Source organism: Bifidobacterium apousia, from assembly GCF_007559275.1.
Classification (GTDB): Bacteria; Actinomycetota; Actinomycetes; order Actinomycetales; family Bifidobacteriaceae; genus Bombiscardovia; species Bombiscardovia apousia.
This window is the reverse complement of record NZ_VMHK01000002.1, coordinates 140,112-166,355: the sequence shown is the minus strand read 5'-3', so window position 1 is coordinate 166,355 and position 26,244 is coordinate 140,112. Positions and strand designations below refer to the sequence as shown.

Sequence of the window (26,244 nt, the reverse complement as noted above, 5' to 3'; positions counted from 1 at the left end):
ATGGTACCACGGCAGGCTGGGAAGCGGTGGCATGTCAAGGACGAGCGGCGGCTCATCTATTCGCTACAGTGGAATACAACCCTGCCAGTTCGTCCTCGGGAAGGGGAATCACGGCATGACCAACTACCTGCAGCTCCTCCTGCTCTATGCACCCGCCATCATCTTCGGCCTGCTCTTCCTCTGGGACCTGCACAAGGAGCCACGGCAGTTCCGCAATGCCATCTGGTTCCTGCTCCTGCTGCTGACCCTGGGCGGAGCGCTTCTTCTGCAGTTTGGGATGCGCTGGCTGATTCTGCCCCTGGTCATCCTGCTCATTGCCTCGCCCCTGCTGGTGGTCGCCTTCCTGCTGGCCAACACGGTCATCGTCATCCGGCATGAGGGGATTTCCCTGACCACCCTGCTGCCCGGACTGCTGGCACTGGCCGTGGTAGCCTACATGATTCTTTCGCCCCTCCTGGCTGGGTTTGGCGCCCCCTCATGGCTGCAGAAGCTGGCTGGGCTGATCGACCTGGAAGCCACCTGGTTCTTCTTCTCCTTCCTGGCCCTGCTGCTCTATTCCAGCTTGTACAGGCTGCTGCCCCGCAAGCGCCGCTACGACTACATCATCATCCACGGAGCCGGCCTGCGCGGCGAAGAACCCACCCCTCTGCTCCGCGGACGGCTGGACAAGGCTGTAGACCTCTGGAAGCGGCAGGGACGCCTGGGGCGCTTCGTGGTCTCCGGCGGGCAAGGCCCGGACGAGGTCATCAGCGAGGCCAGGGCCATGGCTCAGTATTTGCGTAACTCCTGCGGGGTGCCAGCCGAGGCCATCATCATGGAGGACAGATCGACCACAACCCTGGAGAATCTGCGCTACTCCAAGCAGATCCTCGATGACCGCTACGAGACGGGCACCGGGCCTGAGCATTACCGGGTGGCCCTGGTCACCAGCGACTACCACGTCTTCCGGGCCAGCGAATACGCCAGCAAGGTCGGGCTGAATGCCGACGGCATCGGTTCGCACACCAAGGGCTACTACTGGCCGACTGCCTTCATCCGAGAGTTCGTGGCCATCACCCGCATGCACTGGTGGCCCTACCTGGTCCTTGCACTGGGCTGGGCCGTCTGGGTCGGCATCTCATTCCTGAATTGACACCGGTGGCTTTCCAGAAGGAATCAGCGGTCATACAACCTGAACCTCTTCCCTATCCTGACCGGCCAGGCTGCGCTCTAGGAACCATGCCACCAGAAGGATGCCCAGGACGATGAGCAAGACGAAAACGAAAGCCCAGACGGCTCCGAACTGGAAGGCCTGAGGGCCGCCATGGATTCCTCTGGCCTTGGGCACGCCAGTGATGATGGCGGCCAAAACCCCAGTCGAAGCCGCGCCTGAATACTGCTGAAGGGTGTTGAAGAGGGCGTTGCCGTCAGGCACCAGTTTCGCAGGGATATGCTGCAGACCGACCGTAAGCAGGTTGTTGAAGACGCAAGCCTGACCGACCATGTAGCAGGCGTAGAGAAGAACCATCAGGGGGACAGACAAGCGCCGACTGAGGATCATGAAGCCTAAGGCGGAGAGGATGAAGGCCGTGCTTCCCACAGCGAGCAGTTCACGCAGGCCATGACCGTCCAGATAACCGCCTGTGATGGGCTGGCAGAGGGCTGAGAGCAGGCTCCCCGGCAGCAGCAAGAGGCCGGCCACGGTGGAGGTCTCCCCTAGGACGGACTGGGCCATATTGGGCAGGATGAACGTCAGGCCAATCTGAACGAATTGGACCAGGAAGTAGAGGATCAGAGCAAGGGTGAAAGTGCGGTTGCGGAAGACCGCAATGTTGATCAGCCTGGTGCGCTGATGCCCAAGGATCCAAACCCCTGCGACCAGGGCCAAAACGCCGACGAACATGGACAGCCAGGTGATAGGACCGTGCACATCCAAGGTGCTCAGACACAGGGTCAGACCGGTCAGGAACGTACCCAGAAGAAGGAACTGAAGCCAGGCGAAGGGGCCGACATGGGCGCTCTCCCTGTCTACAGAGATGAGGGCGATGAGCCCGAAGACCAGCTCGATGGGCAGCACGATCAGAAAGATGGCCCGCCAGGATAAGGCCTGGATAACGGCTCCACCAAAGGTCGGCCCAAGTGAGGGCGCCAGGGCTACCGCCATGCCGGCGCTGCCCACGTAACGACCCTGGATGTGAAGAGGTATCTTTTTCATGATCAGGGAAAAGACCAGAGGAAGAACGATACCAGTGCTGATGCCCTGCAGGAGGCGCCCCGCCATAAGGAGGGGAAAACATGGAGCAAGGATGCACATCAGGTCGCTGCCCAGGAATATTCCCACGCTGGCAAGAATCAATGCGCGGGTGGTGAATGAATGCTCCAGCCAGGCAGCGGCCAGAACCGTCAAGGCCACCACCAGCAGATAGCCGGTAGTCAGCCATTGGACCGTGCCCAGCCCGGTGTTGAAGTACCGGGTCATCTCCGGAAAGGTGACATTGAGCGAGGTCTCCAAAAGGACCCCGCAGAAGGCGAGCCCGGCAGTGCCGGTAATCAGCAGTTGTGTTCGCTTATCAACATGGTCGACCATGGACCGTCCGCTCCTCACGCATCAGACTGTTCGCATAGCCATCACCACGGATCCGTACGGCATGGCATCATCAGATGCCGCTCTCATTGCTGTTTACGCAACGGTTATAGCTCTCTGGCTGCGTTGATGACGTCTCCCAAAGTGGCGCCGGACTGACAGCCGCATGCTGCGGCGAGCCGGTTCACCTCCACGACTTTTGAAGACCCAGCTAGTGTAGCACCCGCAAAGGCACCAATCCGTGTCCACTTCGGACCTAAACAGGCTTGGGTAGAGTTGATGACATGCAAATCGATATCGTCTCCGTCTTCCCCGAGTATTTTGACGTGACTGGACTCAGCCTGCTTGGCAAGGCCCAGGAAAAAGGCCTGGTAACCATCCGCGCCCACAATCTGCGCGACTGGACCCATGACGTGCACCATTCCGTGGACGATACGCCGGTTGGCGGCGGAGCAGGTATGGTCATGAAACCCGAAGTTTGGGGTCAGTGCCTGGACGATCTGCTGGGCATGCCAGATGGACCGACTCAGCAACAACCGCCTTCGGGCCAGACAGCCAACACCGCTGATGTTAATGGACAAAAAGAAGCGATGAAGAGGTCCGGCGAGAAAAGCGATGGCACAGCAGCCGAGGCCGATTCACCGGCAGACAGCTACAAGGCTGGTGCGGCCGGTCCAGTCCTGATCTTCCCCAACCCATCCGCACCCCTGTTCACCCAGGCCGATGCGACCGCGCTGTCACGGGCGAAGAGGCTGATATTCGGCTGCGGCCGTTACGAAGGCTATGACGCACGCATCCCCGACTACTACCGGAATCAGGGGGTCGACGTCCGGGAGTACTCCATCGGCGACTATGTGCTCAATGGGGGCGAGGTGGCCGTTTCGGTGATGCTGGAGGCGATCACCCGTCTTCTGCCCGGATTCATGGGCAATCCCGAATCCATCGTGCAGGAATCTTACACAGGTGATGAGCCGCTGCTGGAATATCGCCAGTACACACGCCCCACCACCTGGCGTGGCATGACCGTGCCCGCGATACTGACCAGCGGTGACCACGGGAAGGTGGACCGGTTTCGACGCGATGAAGCCATCAAGCGAACCAGTCGGATCCGTCCCGACCTGATCGCCCGATTGGACTGCCCTACCCTGGATAAGCATGACCGCCGTCTCTTGGAGGACCTGGGCTGGGATACAAGGGAAACCCATCCGAGACCTGTGGACCAGCCTTCAAATTGATTAGCCGTCAAATTTGCAGGGCTTATCAGCGGGCCGTCAGATAGTAGACTGCTGTCTCCCCATAGCTGCGAGCCTGATCAATCGCCCATCCTTCAGGAGCTGTGGGCGGCGGGGTGCGTGTCGATCGTTCCAGAACGATCATGCCCCTATCGTCCACCATTCCTCGGCCAGTCAGACCGGTCATAATACTTTGGCAATCCTCAGTCGACAGGTCATAAGGCGGGTCCATAAAGACCAGGTCGAAACAGGCCTCGGACAGACCGGCATCCTCATGGCCAGAAGAGAGGGGACGAACAAAGCGCTCGGCACGATTTCTGCTGACACGAATATCCATGGCTGGGTCCCAAGCCGGATGGTGACGCAGCCCTGCGGCCGAACGTGACAGCAGCCCAGCGACACGACCAGAAGACTCCACAGCCACCAGGCTCTGGGCACCGCGGGAAAGGGCCTCGAATCCCAAAGCCCCGGTGCCGGCGAACAGGTCCAGGACCCGAGCACCGGACAGCAGGCCTTCGGACTCCAAGTGGGAAAAGATGGCCTCCTTGGTGCGATCGGTGGTGGGCCGGGTGCCCTTGAGGGCTGTGGGAATGGGGAATCCCTTGAAGCGGCCGGCGATGATGTGCATATGGTCTGTTGTCCTTTCAGCTGGAGACCAGGAAACCTTCGTTGCCCCTCATGAAATCCAGAACGGCGCCAGCCAGCTCGGGCTGTCCGGCCAGGGTGGGGTCGGACTCCAGGAGTTGGCCTGCCTGGGTCCTTGCACGGACGATCATGGGCGCATCGGTGACCACCCGCAGAAGCTTCAGGGAGGAATGACCGCCGGACTGGGCATCGCCCAGCACGTCGCCGGCACCCCTGATGCGAATGTCCTCCTCGGCGATTTTGGCCCCGTCAGTAGTGTCGCGAATGACCTCGAGCCGCTCGGCAGCCGGGGAATCCGCAGGAGCGCGCGAGATCAGGAAGGCCCATGAATCGGTGCCGCCGCGCCCCACCCTGCCGCGCAGCTGATGAAGCTGGGAGAGTCCGAACCGATCGGCATCGAAGATGACAATGCAGGAGGCTTGTGGCACATCCACCCCCACCTCCACCACAGTGGTGGCTACCAGCAGGGGCGTGCGACCCGAGGCGAAGTCCGCCATGACGGCATTCTTGGTGGCATCGTCATCTCGTCCGGTCAACGTGGCCATGGCAATGCCTTGGAACTGCGGCAGGGCGGCCAGGCGCTGGCTCATTTCGACCACCGAGTGCAGAGGCGGGCGCTGGCCATCACCTTGGCCCTCCTCAACAAGAAGCTCAGGCTGAGCATCGGATCCGCCAGATTGACCAGGTCGGTCAGAGGCGGCCGAGAGGTCGTCCTCCTCGTCGATGCGGGCGCAGATGACATAGGCCCGCTCCCCAGCCTCGATCCGTCGGCGCAGATGCAGGAACATGGCACCCATGGTCGCTCCGTCGGACTCGGCGATGACGTGGGTACGGACCGGTTTGCGGTTGCTGGGCAGCTCGGTCAGGGTAGAGATGTCAAGGTCGCCGAACCAGGTCATGGCGGCTGTACGCGGGATGGGCGTGGCGGTCATGATCAACAGGTGGGGAACGCGTTCGGATTTGCGACGCAGCTCCTCACGTTGCTCAACCCCGAAACGATGCTGCTCGTCGATGACGGTAAGAGCCAGATTGGGGGCTTGGAAGGTCTTGGAGAAGGCCGCATGGGTGGCGATGACAATGCAGGGACGGCCCGAAGCCGAGACAGCCAGGGCAGAACGGCGCTGGGCCAGTCTCATACCGCCGGTCAACAGCACCAGAGGAAGAACCAGCTGATCCGTCATACGAATCATGGTGACGTTGTCCACAGGCTTATGGCGGCCTTCTACGGCAGTGGCGGTCACATCAGTGCCCATGGTCTTAAGCATGCCGCCGATGGAGGCATAGTGCTGCTCGGCCAACACCTGGGTGGGAGCCACCAAGACAGCCTGATGACCGGCCTGGACCGCCTGGAGCATGGCCGCCAGGGCCACCACGGTCTTGCCAGAGCCGACCTCGCCCTGCAGAAGCCGCTGCATGGGCTGATCCTTGGCCATGTCGACACCGATATCATTGATGACCTGACGCTGGCCATCGGTTAGCTGGAACGGCAGGGAGTCGATGAAACGGGCAGGCAGGGTGTCTGGATGGTCGGCGCCCGAATCCGCGCATGGATAAGTAGGCTGCTGCTGGGTCTGGCGACGGGTCTGCAGAAGCGCCGTCTGCGAGACGAAAGCCTCCTCGTAGCGCAGGGTTTTGCGCGCCGCAGCGAAGTCGTCAGGGCTGTCGGGCGCATGCATGCCCAAGAGGGCGCGGGCACGATGCATCAGCTTCTGGTCGACACGGACCTGCTCGGGCAGCACATCAGGTATGGCTCGGCCCAGGGCTTCCGGATTAATGCGGACCTCGGCATTGGGCTGCCCCTCTTCGAGGGCACCCGCTACAGGCAAGGATTCAGGTGAATCACCAGCCTGTGCCAGCAGACGCAGAAACCCCAGAATGACGTCGTGAATATGGTCCGAGGAAATGCGGGAGCTGGCATGATACACCGGCCGCGGTCGACGGACGCGTTCCAAGGCCTCGTCAAGGCTGGCTGCATCGGGTCGGGAAGCCTCTGCCAAAACTTCCCGATCGGCATCGGCAACAACCAGGGTCTCCGGATGGGTGAACTGGAGCTGGTCCATGTAGACACCGGGCTCGCCGGCCACGACCAGATCCGCCCCTACCTGCAGCCGACGGACCATCCAGTCCATATAGGGCTTTTTATGGGAGAAGAAGACCAGTCTGACCGCCAGCGGAGTGCCGCCTTGGCTACTGACGAAGGCTGCATCGTCCACCATCACGTCCAGCCGAAAACCCCGGTGGCCACTCAGTGGCACCAGACGCACCTGATCCACCCGGGCGGCGAAGGCGCAGGGCTCGCCAAGGCGAATGCCGGCAATAGTGGTGACCTGCATAGGATCAGTGATGCGGAAAGGATAGTAGGTCAGCGCATCCCCGACTGTGACCACGCCCAGAGCCTTGAGAGCACTCACCCTACGCCTGTTGGCCACCAGCGAGGCCACGGTGCTGTGCAGACCAACACGAGCCACTGCCGACATACCCGATCACCTCCCGCATGCGCCGACCATCATCCCTCAGGATGACAAGAACCCCCGGAGCTTTGCCCCCGGGGGTCCCAATACGACCGACAAACCGCACTCAGGCGGCGATGCGCTGCACCTTGCCTGCCTTGAGGCACTTGACGCAGACGCGCAGACGCACGTTCTGGCCATCAACGGTGGTGTGCACCGACTGCAGGTTGGGGCGGAAGATGCGCTTGTTCCGGATATGCGAATGAGAAACACTGTAACCGGTCTGCGGGCCCTTGCCGCACACCGCGCAACGAGCTGCCATGTTGACTTCCTTTACGTTGTTTTCCAAGTCGTCCCAGGTGTTCTTGCCCGCAACGCAAGGCTGCAGATGAACACACAACTTTGTTAGACTACTACATCCCATCAAAGAAGGCAAATCAGCTGTCTCAGGCACGAGGAGGCTTGCGGAAGATGCCAATCAGGGACTGAAGCACTCCGCAAAATACCCCGCCGATAATCCAAATGGCCCAGAATGGGATGCGCCACCCGAAGAGGTTGTCGTAATTGCCGGAGAAGAGCATGGTCAGGGCCACCAGCGTGCAAAGACCCATGATGGTTCCGCTGATGGCATTGCTTATCCGGTGCTCATACCGATAGGTGTCCCAGCGACCGTCATCAACGGAATCAATCTGCCTGTTGTAGGCCCGGAGGTTCATCATTCTATGGCTCGTTCCCGCATGGACTAGCAGGAAGATCCCTAGAGCCAGAAGGAGGAAGAAGACAAACCCTCTGACCTGATCGGACCAGCCCCAGATCAGGTATCCGGCAGAGTTGATCCCCACATCCAAGAGCACGACAGCCAGACCGCAGACCAGCTCCCAGGTTGCCTGCCGGTAAACTCGCGAGCGCTCCTCATCGGTGTAGAAATCCGCTACATAGGGATGCCGGCGGCGAAAATCCCTTCTAGCGGAAACCGCCGGTATCAGACAGGCCAGGCCCAGGACGATGCCGATCATCAGAGCAAGGAAGGCCAGACCATTCTGTGCGTCGGTCGGCTGGCTGACTGCGGCGAAGAGACCACCGAAAGCCAGTCCCAGCATGATAAGGGCGATGCCGAAAGCCATCCGCAGGCTGTAGGCATTGCTGAAGGAGGCGTAGCCGGTCACGTCTTCCGCAGCAGACTGAACAGGTATAGTCGTGTGCGTTGTCGAAGTCGTCTGCGCGGCATCCTGATGGTCAGGCTTGGACGCACGCTGCCCGGAACCCGGATGCCGAACATCGCCTAGAACCAGGTCATCAAGAGTGCAGCCGAAGAGGTCACAGATGGCCAGGAGCTTGTCCATCTCAGGATAGGCCTTGTCCGACTCCCACTTGGACACCGCCTGACGGGATACCCCCACCAGCATGGCCAGCTGCTCCTGAGTCATGTTGCGCTGCGAACGCAGATATTGCACATTGGTTCTGAAACTCATAATGTTCTTTCTCCAGATCGGCAGATTGCCGATTCAACCAGCAACGAGACCATGATGAAACGTGCAGGGCTCCGACCGCCACCAGCTTTGGGTTGCACCCGACAAAGACACCAATATTTTCTGTCAACCGACGGTTGCATCCTTGCAATTCCAAGGAAGCAGGTGGTCGCTGAATCCCTATCAGCCCCCCTCCGGCAAGCAATACGTCCCCTCTATGTTCACGATACATACCCTTCAGGAGGGAATGCGAATCCTGCAGACCACGACCCTGAATCGTCCCCGATTCGACCCTGAAAACACCCTGACAGGAGCTCTGTCCATGGTCTTATAGAGGTAGGAACCAGGCAGATGATGACTGAAAGGAAGGCAACGATGCAGCATCGGGCGATCAAGGATCCATACGCGCAACCGCTCATTCTGGACAAGATCTGCTACGACTACGGAACGCGGCAGAAGCAGGGCGCCCGGGTGCTGGACGAAATCAGTCTGGAATGTCAGGCGGGGACCTGGACGGCCATCATGGGTCCTTCGGGCGCCGGCAAATCGACCCTCCTCTATTGCGCCGCGGGCCTGCTCCAGATCAGACAGGGCAGGGTGGCCATCGCCGGGGAGGATCTGACGCGAATGAAAGAGAAGGAGCTGACCCGACTCCGGCGCGACCATATCGGCTTCGTCTTCCAGGACTACAACCTGGTCAACGCCTTCACCTGTCTACAGAACACCATGCTGTCCAGTCTCTTCGGCGGCAGGAAAATCTCCACCCAAGCGGCCCTGTCTGCCCTGTCGAACGTCGGCTTAGAGGGATATGCCAACACCTATCCAGCTGACATGAGCGGCGGCCAGCAGCAGCGCGTGGCCATCGCCAGATCCCTGGCCGCCAGCCCGGAGATCATCATGGCCGACGAGCCTACCGGCGCCCTAGACACCCATAGCTCGCGGGAGGTCATGGACCTGTTCGACCTGGCCGTCCGCAGCGGCCAGACCATTCTCATGGTGACCCACGACCCCAACATCGCCGCCCGCGCCCACCGGGTCATCTTCCTCCAGGACGGGCGCATTCAGGCTGCTTGCCCGGGCGGAGACCCACAGACCATAGCCCAGCAGCTGGCCAGCATGGATGCTGCGCCAAACCAGGAGGCCTTCAGCCCTCCTCTGGCAGTTCCATCCGATCAGCCTCGGTGATGGTACGAATTACCCGGCAGGGCACACCCACGGCCAGGGAGCCGGGCGCAATGTCATGGGTGACCACGGATCCGGCCCCGATAACCGCACCATCGCCGATGGTCACTCCCCCGGCCACAGTCACGTTTGATGCCAGCCAGCAGTTGGATCCGATGGTTATTGGAGCGCCCAACTCGTAGTCATAGAGGGAGCCATCCTCATGGCGCCTCAGATTCCGCTCCTGCCACCGCAGGGGATGCAAGGGGGTGGCCAGTGTGACATTGGGGCCGATCATCACATCATCGCCGATCAGTACAGGGCAGGTATCCAGAACAGTGAAGTTGAAATTGGCGAAAATGCGCGAGCCCAGCTTGGTGAAGCATCCGTAGTCGAAGTAGATGGGCCCCATACAGTCGACATCCTGACCGTGTTCGGGCACCAGATCATCCAGAAGCCGGCTGCGCAGGTCCCGCTCCTGCTCAGAAGATGCGTTGAAAAGACGGCAAAGTTCGTGGGCCTTGACCCGCAGCTGGCTCAATTCAGGATCCGAGGCATCATAGAGCTCGCCAGATAGCATCCGCTCCCGCTGCGAGCGCCGATTCCCTTTAGCGGCTCCGGCAGTCGCACCTGTCAGTTTCCAGTCCTTGTCCATGGCCATCCCATCGTTCCCGCGTCACTTCAGTGTCATTGCTGCAAGCTCACACTGCTTGCAGAGTCCTCATCCATGTAATCGTCTAGGTCAGACAGCCGACAGTCGCAGGGATCGTTCGTCGTCCGGTTGCGGACATCCGTTCATGCCGAGGGTCAAGCTTGGTAGATTGGAGACAGCGGAGGACCATGGCGAGGAGGAAGCATGTGGTATGAGGTGAGCGAGGCCATTCCCGAGGATGCCAAGGCCATCCGTAAGGCCGTATTCGTAGAGGAGCAGGGCTTTCACAACGAATTCGACCGAACCGACGATGCCAGCCTCCATATCGTGGCCTATGAAGGGGATGAACCCGTCGGAGTATGCCGAGTCTTCCCCGACCAGGGCCAGACATGGACCCTTGGCCGGTTGGCGGTGCTGAAATCCTACCGCGGTCAGCATCTAGGCGCCAATTTGGTAGCCAAGGCTGAGGAAACCGCTCGGAGCCACGGGGCCGACCAGCTCACACTTCATGCCCAGGAACGGGTAGCAGGCTTCTATAAGTCTTTAGGCTATAGGGACATGGGCATTCACGACCAGGACGAGGGATGCCCGCATATGTGGATGGACAAGCCTCTAACGAACAATGCTGGCTGCGAGTCAGAGGACAGAGCCTCATGAACCAGACCGTCAACTTTGCCAGCACAAGCGTCAATCCGGACAAGGATCCCATGGGAAGATCCGAACAGGCCATTTCCAGCTTCAGCGATGCCGTCATCTACTGGTTCCGCCAGAATTTCGGAAAGATCATCTTTCTGATCGTCGTGGCTGTCTGCGCCGCATTGATCTCCAAGATCGTAGCGGCGGCCATGCGACGTGCCCTGGAACGAACCAACCTGCCCAGTGCCTCCATCTTCGTCAACATCGTCCGCGCCCTGATCTGGATCTTCGCCGCTGCCACAATCCTGCAACCCGTCTTCGGAATCAACCCATCCACGGTGGTCGCCGCCCTAGGCGTCAGCGGCCTGGCGCTCTCTTTCGGATTGAAGGATACAATCGCCAACATCGTCGGCGGCTTCGGGCTCATGGTCAGCAAGGTGGTCCAGCCCGGTGACATCATCACCATCCAAGGCACCACCGGAACAGTCCGCGACGTGACCTGGCGCCACACCATCGTCATCGACAGGACCGGCAACCAGCTGCTGATCCCCAACTCCATCCTCAACACCACGGCGCTTGAGAAGATCACCGAGGCCGGCGAGGCCGCCACCACGGTTCCCTTCACCCTGCGGGGGGATGCCAATATAGCCAAGTCCTCCCGTTCCATTGCACAGGTGGTGGCCCAGGCAACCAAGGGCATGGCCATGCCAGCCAACCCACCCATCGTTCAGCTCCAGGGCTTCACCCCTTACGGCATCAAGGGCCAGGTGGTCATGTTCGCCAAGCAGGGTGTCATCGCCGCCGATATGCAGGATGCCGCCACCCGCGCTTTGGCCGGCCAGGACTACCTGGTCCAGGAGGCCGAGCTCCAAACAAAAGACGTTGAGTATTAACCAGATGATCCTCTCATCCTGCGGAAGAAATGCAAAACGGCATCTTTCCTCTCACGAGACGCCTCAAACTCCGCAGGCGACTCCGCGTCAGGCAGATACACCCTCAATCAGATCGGTAATCAGATCGGTGTAGGTGATCCCAGTGGCCTCCCAGGCCTTGGCATACATGGAGATAGGCGTGAAACCAGGCATGGTGTTGATCTCGTTGACAATGACTCTGCCCTCAGGCGTCACAAAGCAGTCGACACGGCTCAGACCGGCGCCATCCACGGTTCTGAAGGCCTTGGCAGCCAGGTCGCGAACCTTCTGAAGAGTCTCCTCTGGCAGGTCTGCGGGGACCTCCACGTGAGAGGCGGAGGAGTCCACATACTTGCTGTCGAAGTCGTAGAAGGCCTCGTCCCGATCAGCCTTGTCCAGCACCACCTCGCCAGGCCAGGCTGTACGGGGCTTTCTGTCCTTGCTTGAGGCGAGCACGGCGCACTCGATCTCCCGCCCTTCAATGCCCTCCTCTATCAGGACCCGCCAGTCATGCCTTGCAGCCTCGGCGACCGCAGCAGCCAGGGCTTTGCCTTTGGGCTCTTCTACCTTGACCACACCAAAGCTGGATCCTGCGCGGGAGGGCTTGACGAAGAGCGGGTAATGCAGCTCTGCCTTCTCCACAGCGGCCAGCAGGTCGGCTCCGGATCGCTGTTCACGGGAGTCAACAGTGATGCCAGGAGCCACAGGTATGCCGGCCTGGCTGAGCAGAATCTTGGTGTAGTGCTTGTCCATGCATGCAGCAGAGGAGAAGACCCCGCATCCGACGTAGGGCAGGCCCATCATTTCAAGCAGGCCCTGCAGGGTGCCGTCCTCACCGTATGGGCCGTGCAGCACCGGAAAGACCGCGTCAACACACCCTAAAGGCTCCAGGGAACCGACGGTCCTGGAAGGCTCTGCTCCAGAAACCAGATCGGCATGGTCACCAATCAGAAACCCATCCCTGCCGCGAGCCATGTCGAGGATGACCGGACGGCTGCCTTCGGTTATCTGTACGGTTGGCAGACTGGCATCGCCCAGACCCCACTGCCTGGGATCCTGGCCGCCGATGGTCCATCGACCGTCCTTGGTGATGCCGATAGGAATAGGCTCGTATCGGTCGGTATCAATGGCATTGAGCACGCCGGCCGCTGACACGCAGGATATGGAATGTTCGTCAGCACGCCCGCCATAGAGCACCACAACACGTTTCCTGACCATCATCCCTCGGCTTTCCTCATCCTGGACATGCATTCGAACCTCACGCATCTGCTCGGGCAGATACACCACTCAAGACAGCAGAATATCCCCTTGGCGGGCAGCAAGGCCTGGTCAGGGTCGCTCATCCACAAGCTTGGCACGAACGGACGTAACGGGGCAGAAGCAAGGACCAGATAAGTCAGACACGCGATTGATTTGGAAAACCGTTTATCATCGAGCAGAAGGTTGAGAGCACCGGCTTCAAAGCCTTCGCACCCTCGATAGCCTTCAGAATGTTCTGACGGCCACCAGACTCACTCTGTGGTGATCTGCCCGCCGAAGAGCTCGTCGATCATGCCCCGGCAGCTCAGACCCTGACTCAGCACATGGCTCATGGCCGTAGCCAGCGGTGTCGCCACCTGGTAACGCCTGCCCAGGGCGACGACAGCATCGGTGGTGGGCACGCCCTCGGCGACACCCTTGCTGACGCGGGTAGCCTCTTCAATGCTTTTGCCCTGACCCAGATTAAAGCCAAAGGTGTAGTTCCTGCTCAAGGACGAACCACAGGTGGCCACCAGGTCGCCGACTCCGGCAAGACCGGCGAAGGTCTTGGACTTGGCCCCGCAGGCCTCCCCCAGGGCCGTGAGTTCAGCCAGACCCCTGGCCTGAATCATGGCGGCCGTGTTCTCCCCGAACCCAGCCCCCCGTGACATCCCCACGGCCAGTGCAGTGACGTTCTTCTGCGACCCGCACATCTCCAGGCCGATCACATCGTCAGAGACGAAGGCCTTGAAATAGTCGGTCGTACATGCACGGGCCACGCTCATGGCAGCATCGGCATCAGCGCTGGCGACCACGGTAGCGCTGGGCTCACGTGCGGCCACCTCCTTGCTCAGGTTGGGGCCGGAGACGGCCGCAAACCTGACCGGGTCCAGGTCCAGCGTCTGACAGACCACCTGATCCATCCGCCGGTCAGTGCCCCGTTCAATCCCCTTCATCAGGGAGACCACAATGGCATCATGACCCAGCAACCCTTTGAATTCCGTCAAGGCCTCACAGGCGTGCTGCGCGGCTATGGCCACGATCACGATTGCTGCCCCCGAGACAGCCTTGGCCCGGTCACTCTCAGCGCTGATGGCATCAGGCAGCTTCTCCACGGTCGGCAGGCGGCGGGCATTCGAATGCTTACTGTTGATTTCGTCCACGACATCCGGGTCGATGTCCCACATGACCACCTGATTGCCTGCGTCAGCCAATACCTGGGCAAAAGCGGTTCCCCATGCGCCTGCTCCCAATACCGCGATCTTCGTCATCATTCTCCTTTGCATAATGCCGTGCGCACGGGAACGCCGACCAGCAGCCTCATTCTTGTCTCTACCATCCTATGACACGACCGCCGGACAGGGGAATTGGATGTGGGTTCCGGCCTTATTGCTCGCTTCTAGGCCGACGGGTCATGGTCACGTAGTCGAAGTACCCAGCCGCTGGGGGCTCTTCGCCGCGAATCTCGGCCATGACCTCCTCCATTCGGTTGCGCAGGCGGACACAGAGGGCATGCACGGACTGCTTGGGGGGTTCCGCGCCCCACTGATCCATGTCTTCCAGAAGGTCGGCATAGTCAAAGAGCCGGTCATAGCACATGACCACGTTCTTCCGAGGCCAGGGCCACTTGTGGTTGATCGAAGCCGCCCCCCAGGTGATGCTGGGATACAGGGGAACCATGCGACCCAACTGCCGCGAGGCCTCCAGGGCGATGAATCCGACACCAGGCTTGAGCGACATGGGCCACTTCAGAGGATCACGGGTCACCGTTCCCTCAGGCCAAATGGTCAGGGGCCTGCCCGAGGTGATGATGCTGATCGACTCCTCCTCAATCGACCTGGCCTTGCCGGACTTGCGCTCCACCGGCTGCATGCCCACCATGCGGAACCAGCTGCCGATCAGGGGCCAATGGGCCATCTCGGCCTTGGCCATATAGCGGGGACGACGACCCAGGTGGAAGAGGGACATCATGGGAATGAACACGTCGAACTGGGTCACATGGGTGGCTGCGGTGATAAAGGGCCCGGTCTCCGGCACCCGCTCCAACCCCCAGGCATAGACCCGGCAGGAGTCACGCACCACCTGGGAGACCCCGCGCAACAGACGGGTGGTCCCCACAGGGTGCTGGCCGTCTATCTCGTCCAGGGCCGGTATGCGGTGTCCGGTGGGATAGTAGCGGGTTGGATCCATCAACCTGTGCCGCTGCGCCAGCAACGCCACCTGCTGGTCGGACAGAGCGGGCACCGCAGACCGTGGAGAGGGTTTGCCTTTGGAAGCCATCTATGCCTGCCGGATCAGTCGATCTGCGCGTCCAGGGCCAGCAGCTTGTCGCGGAAGTCCTCGTAGCCGCGGTCGATCAGGGAGATGCCGTGGACGGTGGAGGGGCCGGATGCCGTCAGTGCGGCGATCAGGTGGCTGAAGCCGCCACGCAGGTCGGGCACGTCGATGTCCTGGCCAGTCAAGGGGGTGGGACCGAAGATGACCGCCGAGTGGTTGAAGTTGCGCTGCTGGAAGCGGCAGGGCAGGGATCCCAGGCACTCCTTGTAGAGCTGGATGGTGGCGCCCATCTGAATCAGCGGCTCGGTAAAGCCGAAGCGGTTCTCGTAGACGGTCTCGTGAACGATGGAAAGACCCTTGGCCTGGGTCAGAGCGACCACCAGGGGCTGCTGCCAGTCGGTCATGAACCCGGGGTGCACATCGGTCTCAATGGCCACGGGCCGCAGGTCGCCGCCCGGATGCCAGAAGCGGATGCCGTCGTCGCGCACGTCGAACTGGCCGCCGATCTTGCGGAAGACGTTCAGGTAGGTCATCATGTCGGGCTGGTGGGCGCCCTTGACCATGATGTCGCCATGGGTGGCCAGGGCGGCGGAGGCCCAGGAGGCGGCTTCGATCCGGTCGGGCAGGGAGGTATGGGTGAATCCCTTGAGGGAGGGCACACCCTCGATGCGGATGGTCCGGTCCACGTCCACGGAGATCTGCGCGCCCATCTTCTGCAGGACCGCCACCAGGTCCATGATTTCGGGCTCGGTAGCCGCCCCTGACAGCTCAGTGCGTCCCTCGGCCATGACGGCTGCCAGCAGGGTCTGCTCCGTGGCGCCCACCGAGGGGTAGGGCAGGTGAATCTTGGCCCCATGCAGACCATCGGGCGCTGTGATGTGTATGCCGGCCTCATGCTCCTTGTCGACATTAGCCCCCAGCTTGCGCAGGGTCTCCAGATGGAAATCGATGGGCCGGCTGCCGATGCGGCATCCACCCAGAACGGGGATGAACGCCTCCCCCATCCGGTGCAGAAGCGGTCCGGAGAAGAGGATGGGAATACGGGAAGAGCCCGACAGGGTGTCTACATCAGCCACGTCGGCCAGCTCCACATGACTGGCATCGATGGTGACCACACCCTCCTGGGGACGAACATCCACCTTGACCCCGTGCAGCCTCAGCAGGTCCGAGACCACATGGACATCGCGGATCTCGGGAACGTTCTTCAGCACTGAAACACCAGGAGCCAGAAGGGCCGCCACCATGGCCTTGCTGACGAAGTTCTTGGCCCCGCGGACCTGGATGGTACCGTGCAGGGGTCTGCCGCCCACCACATGCAGCACATCATTCTGTGTATTCACCTTGGGCATATATCGGCTTCCTTCTCATATCTGCTCAGAGCCGGGCTTTGGCACATCATCGGCCCTATCTGCAAGTCTGCCACAAGGGGTGTGGGGACACCGTGAATTGTCGCCTCGGGCATAGAGCGTCCACCCAGTCAGATACTGGTCAGGCGCCAGCTGAAACGAAGGGGGTCAGCATCGTGAAGCCCATGATCAGCAGCAGCATGATGAAAAATGGGCAGGCCCAGGCACCGTAGACGTTCGTATAGGTGCGGTTTTCACACAGAAAAGCGACAATCCGATGACGGCCCAAGTAGAGGACCAGGACGGCCGCCAGCAATCCTGCCAGCATCATGAGCACGTTGACGTAGGAGGCCATGTTGTCGCTCATAAACCCGAGAAGGAGTTCCAGCCCGTCGCTGACAACCAGGTTGTTGAACACGTGCAGGGCTATGGACCAGAAGATGGAGTATTCGCAGGCCAGATAGCCCAGGAGCAGACCCATGATGAAAGCGAAGAACCCCTGGCCAAGGTCGCCATGGAAGAAACCGAACATGACCGCGGAGGTGACGATGGCGAAGACGTGGCCGTAGGGCTTCAGCGCATGCAGGATGGCACCTCTGAAGACCAGCTCCTCGATGACGGGGGCCAGCAGGCTGACGTAGATGAACATGGGAATGGTACCCGAGGCCTGCTGGATCTGCTCAGTCGTGGTCCAGGACTGCTGCACTCCCAGCCGCACCGTGGTCCAGTCCATGCCTGACTGATACCAGTCGGCCAGGGTCTGCCCGGTCAGCGTCAGCGCAAAGCATCCCAGCAGCACCTGCCAGGTCATGGGGTGCAGATCCGTGTGGAAGATGCCCAAGGGACCGGAATCGCAGATCTGCCGACGTCGTGTGAAAACCAGGAAGCAGAGGCCGGTGCAGGCGGCGATCAGATTGATGATGCCCCCATACTCCTTGTCGGCATGGCTCATCACATAGATAAATCCCGAGTGGGCAGGCACTGGATCAAACACGGCATTCCACTCCATCTGAGCCAGAACACCGAACAGAAGGCCGACACTGTTAATGATGAGCAGGTAGACCAGCAGCAGGGCGGCCTGGCGGTTGAGCATACCTCTGGCCTTACTCATCCATGCGCGATCCGCCATGCCTCGTCTGGGCTTTTGAGTCTGCCCAGTCCCTGACGCGTCGGCTGTCGTCGCTGTCTGCCCCATGTCACCATGCCCTTTCATGATCCTCTGCAGGTTTGGCCATCCGGCATTGACCTCCAGATGGTCCAAGTTTACGCCACCACCGGTGGCATCAATGCGTCATGCTCTAGAGCAGACCAGGCACGAATTTGAAGACTGTCAGCAGCAGGCAGAGCAGCAAATAGAGCAAGAACCAAGGCTGCCTCCAGGAAACGTATGTGCCCTTAGGGGCTCGATAGCGCCGCCGGTAGTCCAAGAGGCTGGCGCGGTGCAGGAAGAACATGAGCAACCCAGCCAGAACCAAGACCAGCGCCACTGCCAAAATCGACAGACGAGCAGTTCTCGGAGCGCTCATCAGATATCGATTGGGCAGGCCGCTGAAGAGCAGATCACCGAGCACACGGGCTCCGACGGCCCAGATCAGACCATATTCCAGGGAGCAGTATCCCAGCGCCAGCCCCAGCAGGAAGATCCAAAGCCCAGAGACCGGGTCACTCTGCAGCAGGGCGCAGAGCAGGGATGAGGTCAGGATGGCAAAAACCCGGCCATACCGACGCAGCCCGTTGAGGATGACGCCACGGAAAACCAGCTCCTCAGCCAGGGGAACCGCCAGGAGGGCATACAGGGCCATCATCGGCGAGGAAGCGCCGGTGACCAGCAGGCTGTGCGAGGCCAGGGAGGGAATATGCAGGAGCAGACCGAAGTGATTGAAGAACTTATTCAGTTCATGAACCATCCCCTGGCCCAGCAGGAGCACCGCGACCAGGGCCAGCAGAGCCGCCAGAGTCATTCTTCTATCTGTTCGCCAGCGGACGGCGTCCTGTCCTCGCTGACCCACACCTCGAATGACGCTCCACTCTGAAATGCAGGCATAGGTCAGCGCCAGCAGGACTGACAGGAGAGTAATCCCATCGGATAGGAAGGCGATGGATCTGGGGTCCTTGACCTGCTCCATGATGACTGGCAGGATCATCCCCGAACCGACCATGAGCACCAGAACCGATATGGCCAGATAGACGAAGGCGAAGGCAGCCTGTCCGTTGACGGCGTGGAGGACCCCGGAACTGGCTGTGTAGGTGTTGGACTTGCCGGTGGTGGGCTTGGCCGCCTGCGGTCGTGCCTGAGCCTGAAGCTGGGGCTGGGCCGCAACTTCAGCAGCTGGCGTGACCGCATTAAGTTCACTTGGAACAGCGATCGGCTGCGAGTTGACCGACTCCGGTCGGCTTGTTCCTGTGACCGGTCCTGCCGAAGCATTGGAAACGACCCGCGGGGCTGCCAACTCGGCTGAAGGACGGGTACGGTTGCGAGCAGCCCGCCGCTTGGACGACCGACGGACTCCTCTCTTCCTTTCACGGCCTCTGACAGAAAGGCCGAAATGAAGACCATGCGAAGAACGGGTCGGCTTGGTTGCGTTCGTCGCAGCTTCCTCGGTCTCTGAGGACTTGGCCTTGGCGGCCACAGCAGCTGCTGCAGCCTCGGCAGCCTTGGCGGCGAGAGCCACAGAAGCGCCTGGAGCGGATACAGATGTCGACGAAGACGCGAACTGGACGACCGACTGCGTCGCTGGAGCTGCCTTCACAGCCTCTGAAGATTCGGATGGGGCAGGCTGAACGGCAATTTCTGCCTGGCCAGTCTGCATAGGCTGGCCGACATGATCCCTCTGTGCGACAGCCGACTCCTGTCCGTCAATAGTCTTTGACGAAACGACCCGACCGCCGGTACCGTCACCGGCGACTGCAGCAGGCTGGGCAACTACCCGTGGAGTCGAACAGACCCGACGCCCCTGATGATCGGCTTCGCTGGACGCGGCTTGTACAGCAGCACCGTTCTCCACAGAAGCCGATGAACCAGTGACCAGGGAATCCCAGTCGGCATCCGAGCGACGGACTACGACTGGCCGGTCGGCGAATACCACAGGGGCCGCTGACGCATGAACAGAGGCCGGGGGGGTCCCGGCCGTGGACACCCCGGCCGGGGTAGCCGACTTGGGCACAGCTGGTTCGACTGCAGAAGAAGCGGGAACGGATGGCGTTTTGGCAGCGGAAGGCTTACGGCGCTTGTGCATATTCCAAGAGAAGACCGGGCCCTTGTTCGTCTCGGGCTTGGTCCAGGACCAGACGACCTTGGCCGCAGGCTGCCCCGGCTGCCCCGAGGTCTCCGCGGCTTTGGCAACCTCCGGCTCTCGATGAACCACCACACGCCGCGGAGACGACTCCTTGTCAGGTTCCTTTCCGCCGTGCCCGTCAGCTGGCAGATCCTCAGGAGGAAATGCGGGAACTCCCGGTTGACTGGCCATGGTGACCGAGTCCAAAAAATCATAAGATCCTGGAAGCACTGAAGGTCGTTCGCCGACTGGCCTGGCACCCTTGCCGCCAGCTCCTTCATCACCCAGAACCGCGGTCTTTCTATGGGCTATCCTTCCCGGGTAGGCCAAGCCATCATCCACGGCCTCCCCCGGCAGGCTCAAGGGCGGCAGGTCGATGGATCCTTCCTCATAATCCCAATGACGGGCGTAGTCCTTGCTGGCACTGTGGCTTGCAGTCATGAGGGCGAGAGAGGAGCGCGACACCTTCCAGCGCCCCTGATCGCTATGGGCATCGGCGGACTCGCTGCCGCTGTCGCGATCCTCATCATCCCTCATCCGTCGATGATCCTTCCCCTTCATGCACTACCGTACGACCGTCAAGGGCGTCCAGCGACACGAACCTTTCCCCACGTTCATATCACAACACTACATGTCCGAGTCTAGCCCGACCCCGCCCTTCTTCGACAGAATCCCGACAATGGCCCGGCACCACCGACTGTCTGGTCAGGCCAGCCCTGGTACGAATTCGCTCAGGGCCATCAGCAGACATGCCAGGCAGAAGAGCAGGAACCAGGGCGCCCGCCAGGAAGCGTAGATTCCCTTGGGAGCGCGATTGCTGCGGCAGTAATCACGGAGAGTCCTGATCTTGAACAGCAGCCCGATAACACCAATCAGCAGTACCAGGATCATGAGAAAGCCCAAGCCGATGCGAACCACCTCGGGTGCCAGAGGCATGTACTTGGCCAGCAGGCCTGAAGAGAAAGCATTGTTGAGCATGTGCACCAGCAGGGACCAGACCAGCCCATACTCCATGGCCAGATAGCCCAGAACCAGGCCGGAAATGAAACCGAACAGACCCTGAACCAAGGAACCATGCATGAAGCCGAAAAGCAGGGAAGAAGTAATAATGGCGAAGACTCGGCCAAAGCGGCGCAGACCGTTCATGATGACCCCGCGAAAGACCAGCTCCTCGGCAAAGGGCCCCAAAAGAATGCCATAGAAGAGCATGATCGGCGTTTCCATGTCGCCATCACCCGGTGCGGACGGCGGATGCAGCCCGGTACTGGACAGAACGGCGCTCAGTCCGGAGTTGGCCGCCCCTGCCACCAGCTGACTGAGGAAGAAGCAGGCTAAGGCAATGATCAAGGCCAACAGGCTGAATCGGCGCGCAGTGACCCACCGCACCTGATCCTGGCCATGTCGTTCACGGCCTACGATGACCGGCCACTGGCTGATCAAGGCAAACAGCAGGGCCAGCACTACGGAGGTGGCCACTGACCAGTCCCCCAGAGGGCCGTTGATCTGCGCCTTGGAAGCGTGCGGAAAGAGAGCAGGCAGAACCACCTTGCCCCCCACAAGACCTGCCAGGGTCTCGATGGCCACGTAAATGAAGGCAAAAGCACTTAGGGTATTCACTGCCCGTCTAACGCCCCAGTCGTGCACATCGCCGCTGCTGTGCCTCATGATAACCGCTCCTCTTCACTCGCCAACTAGTCACAGGCGATCAATGGCTGTCTCATTCCATGGTAAGCGAAGAGGGAGCAAACGGCTTTCATATGAGGGCTCACGGCCCGTCGGTCAAATGATGCCGCGGTCAGCCAGGGGTCCAGGCCAGTCGATTTGACCCTCCCTGGCTGAAGTGACCGGCTCTTCTGGCATGTGCTGGGCCGGCAGAGTACGCGGCTTGAAGGGGAATCGCTCGGCCCGCATACGCTCATAGGCACGGATGTCATCCTCGTGCTGCAGGGTCAGATCAATGTCGTCGTAACCGTTCATGAGCCGCCACCGCACGTAGTCGTCTACCTGGAAGGGCAGAGTCACATCCGCGCAGGTGACCGTGCGAGCGCCCAGATCCACGGTCATCTCGGTGCCGGGGTCCTCCTCCAGGAGCTTCCAGAGCAACTCCACTGATTCCTGGGGCATGATGGCGGCCAGAACACCGTTCTTGGCGGTGTTCCCATAGAAGATATCGGCGAAGCGGGGGGCGATGACCACGCGGAAGCCGTAGTCCCGCAGAGCCCAGACCGCATGCTCGCGCGAGGAGCCGATGCCGAAGTCCGGCCCGGCCACCAGAACTCGGGCACCTGAATATTCGGGCCGGTTGAGCACGAAATTCGGATCCCTTCGCCAGGCGTAGAAGAGCGCATCCTCAAAGCCGGTCTTCTGCACCCGCTTCAGGAATACAGCGGGAATGATCTGATCAGTGTCGACATTGGAGCGGCGCAAGGGCACCCCGACCCCGGTGACAACGGAAAGTGGCTCCATGATGACCTCCTGCCTGCTGGATGGCGATGACGATGACGAATGATTGATGGGCTTACAGATCGGCCGGGGAGCAGATGGTTCCCCTGATAGCCGTCGCAGCAGCCACCTCGGGCGAGGCCAGATGCGTCCTGCCGCCCTTGCCCTGACGACCCTGGAAGTTGCGGTTGGATGTGGAGATGGAGCGCTCCCCCGGCACCAGCTGGTCGGGGTTCATGCCCAGGCACATGGAGCAGCCAGCGTTGCGCCATTCGGCTCCAAAGTCCTCGAAGATGCGATCCAGCCCCTCCTTTTCGGCCTGAATGCGAACTCGCGAAGAGGCCGGAACCACCAGGACGCGATGCAGGTTCTTGGCCTTGTGATGCCCCTTCATGATGGCCGCAGCCGCGCGCAGATCCTCGATGCGCCCGTTGGTGCAGGAGCCAATGAACACGGTGTCCACGGCGATGTCCCGGATGGGCATCCCCGGCTTCAGCCCCATGTAGTCGATGGCCTCCTGGGCCGCCTGGCGCTTGGCCGGGTCGGCGATCTTTTCGGGCACAGGCACATCAGCGGCAATGGGCAGACCCTGTCCGGGATTGGTGCCCCAGGTCACGTAGGGGGTCAGCTGGTCGGCATCCAGGATGACCTCCTTGTCGAAGACTGCGTCCGGATCGGTGGGCAGGGTACGCCAGTAGTCCAGTGCCTGATCCCACATGGCTCCCTTGGGGGCGTGCGGCCGGCCCTCCAAGTAAGCGAAGGTGGTATCGTCCGGCGCGATCATCCCGGCCCTCGCCCCGGCCTCGATGGACATGTTGCAGATGGTCATGCGCGCGTCCATGGACATGCGCCGAATGGCCTCGCCCCGGTACTCCAGAACGTGCCCTTGGCCGCCGCCAGTGCCGATCTTGGCGATGACGGCCAGGATGACGTCCTTGGCGCCCACGCCCGGCTTGAGCTGCCCGCGGACGGTGATGGCCATGGTCTTGAAAGGCTTCAGGCTCAGGGTCTGGGTGGCCAGAACATGCTCCACCTCGGAGGTGCCGATGCCGAAAGCCAGGGCCCCGAAGGCCCCGTGGGTCGAGGTATGCGAATCGCCGCAGACGATGGTCATGCCGGGCTGCGTCAGTCCCAGGACGGGTGCAAAAGCGTGGACAATGCCCTGATCGGCATCCCCCAAGGGATGCAGACGAACCCCGAACTCCCGGCAGTTGCGCTCCAGGGTGGAGATCTGCAGGGCCGAGACCTTGTCGGCGATGGGCCGATCGATGTCGATGGTGGGGGTGTTGTGATCCTCGGTGGCGATGACCTGGTCCAGGTGACGGATCTTGCGGCCTGCCAGGCGCAGCCCCTCGAAGGCCTGTGGGCTGGTCACCTCGTGCATAAGCTGCAGATCGATGTAGATCAGATCGGGCTCGCCTCCCTGGCCCTTTCTGACCAAATGATCGGCCCAGACCTTTTCCGCCATTGTGCGTCCCATATCGCCTCCTGAAAACCTAGGACCGGCCGGGGCACCAATCTCATCGGCACCCCGCCGGCCTCCTACCACCGAGTATGGAACTGCCCAACTGTTATGAACTTTTGCATTTCATATACTGAGATGGCATAATTCAACCATGGACACACCTTCTATGAACGACGACGACAGATATCCCTCCGCAAATGATCCGAACATGCATCAGGAGGAGATTCATTCGGGCGTCGGCGTTTTGGACAAGACGGTGCGAATTCTGGATACCCTGGAGACCGGGCCCATGACCCTGGGCCAGCTGGTCAACGCCACCGGGTTGGCTCGACCCACAGCCCACCGACTGGCCATCGCCTTGGAGCGCCACCGCTTCGTGCTGCGGGATGCACACGGCCGCTTCGTCCTGGGCTCCCGCTTCGCCGAGCTGGCCGCTGCCGCTGGCGAGGATCGACTGCTGACCGCCTCGGGACCCATCCTGCATACACTGCTCAACCGTTCGGGTGAGTCAGCCCAGATTTTCCGCCGCCAAGGCGAAGTCCGTGTCTGCATCGCCGCGGTGGAACGCGCCTCCGGCCTGCGCGACTCCATCCCTGTAGGCGCCCTGCTGTCCATGGAGGCCGGGTCGGCAGCACAGATTCTGTTGGCCTGGGAGGAACCTGAGCGCCTCCATCAGGGTCTGCGACACGCCAAGTTCAACGCAGCGACCCTGGCCACGGTCCGCAAGCGCGGCTGGGCCGAATCCATCAACGAGCGGGAAGAAGGCGTCTGTTCCATTTCGGCCCCCATCCGCAACGGATCCGGGCAGGTCATGGCCGCCATATCCATCTCCGGCCCGGTCAACCGCATGTCCACCACGCCGGGAAGGCGCTACGCCCCCCTGGTCATGGCCGCCGGCAAATATCTGACCGAAGCCCTGCTGCGAGCCTCATCTCCCGCCCGTCGTAGGGTCTGAGCGGGAATTTAACCCCTTGGCCCTGATCGCCGTCTGGTTGATCCCCAGGAGGCGATCAACCCGGCAAGAGCCGTCAGGCCGCCCGCCAAGAATCCGGGCCGACGCAAGAGGTTGACCGCGTCCCCGGTAGAAGTGGGCATATGGCTCATGGCGAAGGTGTAGACCTTGTGGGATCCTGGCCGCCCCACCAATTGCCCGAACTCCAGGAGCTGCGTGCGAGGATGATGGGGATGGCGGATATCGAACTCGAAGAGCCGTGCCGCCCGCTTGCTGGGCACCGGACCGTATGAGCCGAATCCGCAGGTGGGCGTGGCCCCCAGTGTCAGATCTCCACTACGACCAACAAAGCCATTGCGGTGGTCATGCCCGGCGAAGAGGGCGAAATAGCCCCGGTTCCGGGTCAGCAGGTCATACTCGCCGCTGTCCTCATCCGGGCAGGAGACTCCCTCGCCCAGGTAGGAGCCGGGGCAGGTGCGCGATTCGTCCAGGATGTAGCAACGGGAGTCGAAACTTCGGTAGCCCTGGACCGCATAGGCTGTGGTGGCTGGCACCGGCTTGAGCAGATCGTAGAACTGGGGAATGGGCATGTGCTGGAAGACGATGGATCGGTTGCCCAGGAGATCGGGAGCGGCCGCCAGAAAGTCCAGGGCCTGCGTCGACGGTGAGCCATAGCCGCCTGCCCGGGCATAGTCGCCAGAGTCCAGCAGGACCAGTCCCATGACCACCCCGTGACCGTCGCAATCCGCTACAGGCAGCGCGAAGGTGCCCGGAGCGCAGACGAAGGCTGTTTGGGAGGGCAGGGCCGACCCGATCAGCGCATGGACCCGATCAGGATGGGCGACCGTAGCCTCCGGGTTCAGGCAACCGGGCACCTCCCGATAGATGGCGTCCATCTGATCGGTGTCCAGCCCACACTGGAAGTCATGGTTGCCATAGGTGACGACGAAGGGGATCCCGCGTTCAACCAGTGGGCCGGTGATCAGGCCAACGGTTCTGCGGACCAGATCTTCGGTGTGCTTGATGTTTTGCTGGCGTACACGCTCGGCATCCCTGCGGTCTGGTTCCCGGCGGTCGCCGGCTGCTTGACCATCCTCAGGCTTGGAAGAGCGCTTCAGGGAGGCTCCCCCAAATCCCAGAGCGCCACCCATGCTCAGACCAGCCGAGTAGATGCCGTCCAAGGGGGTGCTCCAGCGCCTCTTACGGAAGGTGCGCTCGTAGGCCGTGTCGTAACCGGCTACCTGATTGCCCGAGAAGACCACCAGATCGGGCTTTGCAGCATCGCAAGCCGCAGCTATCAGCCTGATTGTGTCCGCAGAGACCTTGGGACCCTCCTGGACGTCAGCCAGCTGCAGGAGTCTGAACTTGCCCGAGTAGTGGAACTGAAGTCGCCCCAGCCGGGCCGAAACGGACAGCGGTCGATCATGCTCTCCCTCGCCGCCTTGTGGGGAGACCTGATCCGCGTGGTAATGCTGACTCATACGTCTAGCCTACTTCACCCTGCTTCGCTCCTAGGACCATCAGTGCAG

The 26,244-nt window shown here is 61.3% G+C and carries 21 protein-coding genes and 1 pseudogene; 6 read left to right on the top strand and 16 right to left on the bottom strand.

Annotated elements, in window-relative coordinates:
• The first annotated feature begins 115 nt into the window (after positions 1–115).
• Positions 116–1,132: a YdcF family protein gene (locus FPK30_RS03500; protein ID WP_144085317.1), complete on the top strand. Its 1,017-nt coding sequence runs from the start codon at positions 116–118 to the stop codon at positions 1,130–1,132.
• Positions 1,133–1,162: 30 nt separating this feature from the next.
• Here FPK30_RS03500 and FPK30_RS03495 read toward each other — a convergent pair whose 3' ends face one another.
• Positions 1,163–2,566: an MFS transporter gene (locus tag FPK30_RS03495; RefSeq protein WP_144085316.1), complete on the bottom strand. Its 1,404-nt coding sequence runs from the start codon at positions 2,564–2,566 to the stop codon at positions 1,163–1,165.
• Positions 2,567–2,847: 281 nt separating this feature from the next.
• Between FPK30_RS03495 and trmD the strand changes: the two genes are divergently transcribed.
• Positions 2,848–3,798: a tRNA (guanosine(37)-N1)-methyltransferase TrmD gene (gene trmD / locus FPK30_RS03490; protein WP_144085315.1), complete on the top strand. Its 951-nt coding sequence runs from the start codon at positions 2,848–2,850 to the stop codon at positions 3,796–3,798.
• Positions 3,799–3,823: 25 nt separating this feature from the next.
• Here trmD and rsmD read toward each other — a convergent pair.
• The 4 genes and pseudogenes from rsmD to FPK30_RS03470 all read right to left on the bottom strand — a co-directional run.
• Positions 3,824–4,429, bottom strand: a pseudogene (rsmD, locus tag FPK30_RS03485) (16S rRNA (guanine(966)-N(2))-methyltransferase RsmD); the annotation flags it as partial.
• 10 nt (positions 4,430–4,439) lie between these two features.
• Positions 4,440–6,917, bottom strand: a complete 2,478-nt coding sequence (locus FPK30_RS03480; RefSeq protein WP_144085313.1) for an ATP-dependent DNA helicase RecG — start codon at positions 6,915–6,917, stop codon at positions 4,440–4,442.
• A 100-nt stretch (positions 6,918–7,017) separates the two neighbouring features.
• Positions 7,018–7,212 carry a 50S ribosomal protein L28 gene (gene rpmB, locus FPK30_RS03475; RefSeq protein WP_015021347.1) on the bottom strand — a complete coding sequence of 65 codons (195 nt, stop codon included), beginning with the start codon at positions 7,210–7,212 and terminating at the stop codon, positions 7,018–7,020.
• 124 nt (positions 7,213–7,336) lie between these two features.
• A complete protein-coding gene (locus FPK30_RS03470) occupies positions 7,337–8,362 on the bottom strand; it encodes a helix-turn-helix transcriptional regulator (protein WP_144085312.1) in 1,026 nt (341 codons plus the stop codon).
• Positions 8,363–8,734: 372 nt separating this feature from the next.
• On the opposite strand from FPK30_RS03470, the gene FPK30_RS03465 reads away from it, so the two are divergent.
• Positions 8,735–9,544, top strand: a complete 810-nt coding sequence (locus FPK30_RS03465; protein WP_144085311.1) for an ABC transporter ATP-binding protein — start codon at positions 8,735–8,737, stop codon at positions 9,542–9,544.
• Here the strand turns inward: FPK30_RS03465 and FPK30_RS03460 are convergent.
• Complete coding sequence (locus tag FPK30_RS03460; protein WP_144085310.1) at positions 9,504–10,181, bottom strand: sugar O-acetyltransferase; 678 nt, start codon at positions 10,179–10,181, stop codon at positions 9,504–9,506. The genes FPK30_RS03465 and FPK30_RS03460 overlap by 41 nt on opposite strands.
• Before the next feature lie 195 nt (positions 10,182–10,376).
• Between FPK30_RS03460 and FPK30_RS03455 the strand changes: the two genes are divergently transcribed.
• Both FPK30_RS03455 and FPK30_RS03450 read left to right on the top strand, forming a co-directional pair.
• On the top strand, positions 10,377–10,829 hold the full coding sequence (locus tag FPK30_RS03455) for a GNAT family N-acetyltransferase (RefSeq protein WP_144085309.1): 453 nt from the start codon (positions 10,377–10,379) through the stop codon (positions 10,827–10,829).
• Positions 10,826–11,701: a mechanosensitive ion channel family protein gene (locus tag FPK30_RS03450; RefSeq protein ID WP_232341916.1), complete on the top strand. Its 876-nt coding sequence runs from the start codon at positions 10,826–10,828 to the stop codon at positions 11,699–11,701. Before FPK30_RS03455 ends, FPK30_RS03450 begins: the two co-directional genes overlap by 4 nt.
• A gap of 87 nt (positions 11,702–11,788) precedes the next feature.
• Here the strand turns inward: FPK30_RS03450 and FPK30_RS03445 are convergent, their stop codons facing one another.
• From FPK30_RS03445 to leuC, 9 genes are all read right to left on the bottom strand, one after another.
• Positions 11,789–12,937: a D-alanine--D-alanine ligase family protein gene (locus FPK30_RS03445; RefSeq protein WP_186279395.1), complete on the bottom strand. Its 1,149-nt coding sequence runs from the start codon at positions 12,935–12,937 to the stop codon at positions 11,789–11,791.
• Between the two features lie 293 nt (positions 12,938–13,230).
• Positions 13,231–14,232, bottom strand: a complete 1,002-nt coding sequence (locus FPK30_RS03440; protein WP_186279357.1) for an NAD(P)H-dependent glycerol-3-phosphate dehydrogenase — start codon at positions 14,230–14,232, stop codon at positions 13,231–13,233.
• 112 nt (positions 14,233–14,344) lie between these two features.
• The gene (locus tag FPK30_RS03435; RefSeq protein WP_144085307.1) at positions 14,345–15,238 is read right to left on the bottom strand and encodes a lysophospholipid acyltransferase family protein; all 894 of its coding nucleotides are present in this window, start codon (positions 15,236–15,238) and stop codon (positions 14,345–14,347) included.
• 14 nt (positions 15,239–15,252) lie between these two features.
• A complete protein-coding gene (murA, locus tag FPK30_RS03430; RefSeq protein WP_144085306.1) occupies positions 15,253–16,584 on the bottom strand; it encodes a UDP-N-acetylglucosamine 1-carboxyvinyltransferase in 1,332 nt (443 codons plus the stop codon).
• A gap of 139 nt (positions 16,585–16,723) precedes the next feature.
• The gene (locus tag FPK30_RS03425) at positions 16,724–17,692 is read right to left on the bottom strand and encodes a CPBP family intramembrane glutamic endopeptidase (RefSeq protein WP_186279356.1); all 969 of its coding nucleotides are present in this window, start codon (positions 17,690–17,692) and stop codon (positions 16,724–16,726) included.
• Between the two features lie 187 nt (positions 17,693–17,879).
• Positions 17,880–20,393, bottom strand: coding sequence for a CPBP family glutamic-type intramembrane protease (locus tag FPK30_RS03420; protein WP_186279355.1), 2,514 nt, complete (start codon positions 20,391–20,393; stop codon positions 17,880–17,882).
• A 168-nt stretch (positions 20,394–20,561) separates the two neighbouring features.
• On the bottom strand, positions 20,562–21,521 hold the full coding sequence (locus FPK30_RS03415; protein ID WP_144085303.1) for a CPBP family intramembrane glutamic endopeptidase: 960 nt from the start codon (positions 21,519–21,521) through the stop codon (positions 20,562–20,564).
• 114 nt (positions 21,522–21,635) lie between these two features.
• Positions 21,636–22,322, bottom strand: a complete 687-nt coding sequence (leuD, locus tag FPK30_RS03410; protein ID WP_024627605.1) for a 3-isopropylmalate dehydratase small subunit — start codon at positions 22,320–22,322, stop codon at positions 21,636–21,638.
• A 52-nt stretch (positions 22,323–22,374) separates the two neighbouring features.
• On the bottom strand, positions 22,375–23,778 hold the full coding sequence (gene leuC / locus FPK30_RS03405) for a 3-isopropylmalate dehydratase large subunit (protein WP_045923930.1): 1,404 nt from the start codon (positions 23,776–23,778) through the stop codon (positions 22,375–22,377).
• Positions 23,779–23,929: 151 nt separating this feature from the next.
• Between leuC and FPK30_RS03400 the strand changes: the two genes are divergently transcribed.
• Complete coding sequence (locus FPK30_RS03400; protein ID WP_045923929.1) at positions 23,930–24,718, top strand: IclR family transcriptional regulator; 789 nt, start codon at positions 23,930–23,932, stop codon at positions 24,716–24,718.
• 8 nt (positions 24,719–24,726) lie between these two features.
• Here FPK30_RS03400 and FPK30_RS03395 read toward each other — a convergent pair whose 3' ends face one another.
• A complete protein-coding gene (locus tag FPK30_RS03395; protein WP_144085302.1) occupies positions 24,727–26,196 on the bottom strand; it encodes a metallophosphoesterase family protein in 1,470 nt (489 codons plus the stop codon).
• Positions 26,197–26,244: the final 48 nt, after the last annotated feature.

Bases quoted from the DNA above. Each gene is read 5' to 3' on its own strand.
- leuD (WP_024627605.1), bottom strand. From the start codon at position 22,322: ATGGAGCCACTTTCCGTTGTCACCGGGGTCGGGGTGCCCTTGCGCCGC.
- FPK30_RS03460 (WP_144085310.1), bottom strand. From the start codon at position 10,181: ATGGCCATGGACAAGGACTGGAAACTGACAGGTGCGACTGCCGGAGCC.
- rpmB (WP_015021347.1), bottom strand. From the start codon at position 7,212: ATGGCAGCTCGTTGCGCGGTGTGCGGCAAGGGCCCGCAGACCGGTTAC.
- FPK30_RS03495 (WP_144085316.1), bottom strand. From the start codon at position 2,566: ATGGTCGACCATGTTGATAAGCGAACACAACTGCTGATTACCGGCACT.
- murA (WP_144085306.1), bottom strand. From the start codon at position 16,584: ATGCCCAAGGTGAATACACAGAATGATGTGCTGCATGTGGTGGGCGGC.
- FPK30_RS03420 (WP_186279355.1), bottom strand. From the start codon at position 20,393: ATGAGGGATGATGAGGATCGCGACAGCGGCAGCGAGTCCGCCGATGCC.
- FPK30_RS03500 (WP_144085317.1), top strand. From the start codon at position 116: ATGACCAACTACCTGCAGCTCCTCCTGCTCTATGCACCCGCCATCATC.
- FPK30_RS03435 (WP_144085307.1), bottom strand. From the start codon at position 15,238: ATGGCTTCCAAAGGCAAACCCTCTCCACGGTCTGCGGTGCCCGCTCTG.
- FPK30_RS03465 (WP_144085311.1), top strand. From the start codon at position 8,735: ATGCAGCATCGGGCGATCAAGGATCCATACGCGCAACCGCTCATTCTG.
- FPK30_RS03425 (WP_186279356.1), bottom strand. From the start codon at position 17,692: ATGAGTAAGGCCAGAGGTATGCTCAACCGCCAGGCCGCCCTGCTGCTG.
- FPK30_RS03470 (WP_144085312.1), bottom strand. From the start codon at position 8,362: ATGAGTTTCAGAACCAATGTGCAATATCTGCGTTCGCAGCGCAACATG.
- FPK30_RS03440 (WP_186279357.1), bottom strand. From the start codon at position 14,232: ATGATGACGAAGATCGCGGTATTGGGAGCAGGCGCATGGGGAACCGCT.
- FPK30_RS03445 (WP_186279395.1), bottom strand. From the start codon at position 12,937: ATGGTCAGGAAACGTGTTGTGGTGCTCTATGGCGGGCGTGCTGACGAA.
- FPK30_RS03480 (WP_144085313.1), bottom strand. From the start codon at position 6,917: ATGTCGGCAGTGGCTCGTGTTGGTCTGCACAGCACCGTGGCCTCGCTG.
- FPK30_RS03455 (WP_144085309.1), top strand. From the start codon at position 10,377: ATGTGGTATGAGGTGAGCGAGGCCATTCCCGAGGATGCCAAGGCCATC.
- FPK30_RS03400 (WP_045923929.1), top strand. From the start codon at position 23,930: ATGAACGACGACGACAGATATCCCTCCGCAAATGATCCGAACATGCAT.
- trmD (WP_144085315.1), top strand. From the start codon at position 2,848: ATGCAAATCGATATCGTCTCCGTCTTCCCCGAGTATTTTGACGTGACT.
- leuC (WP_045923930.1), bottom strand. From the start codon at position 23,778: ATGGGACGCACAATGGCGGAAAAGGTCTGGGCCGATCATTTGGTCAGA.
- FPK30_RS03415 (WP_144085303.1), bottom strand. From the start codon at position 21,521: ATGAGGCACAGCAGCGGCGATGTGCACGACTGGGGCGTTAGACGGGCA.
- FPK30_RS03395 (WP_144085302.1), bottom strand. From the start codon at position 26,196: ATGAGTCAGCATTACCACGCGGATCAGGTCTCCCCACAAGGCGGCGAG.
- FPK30_RS03450 (WP_232341916.1), top strand. From the start codon at position 10,826: ATGAACCAGACCGTCAACTTTGCCAGCACAAGCGTCAATCCGGACAAG.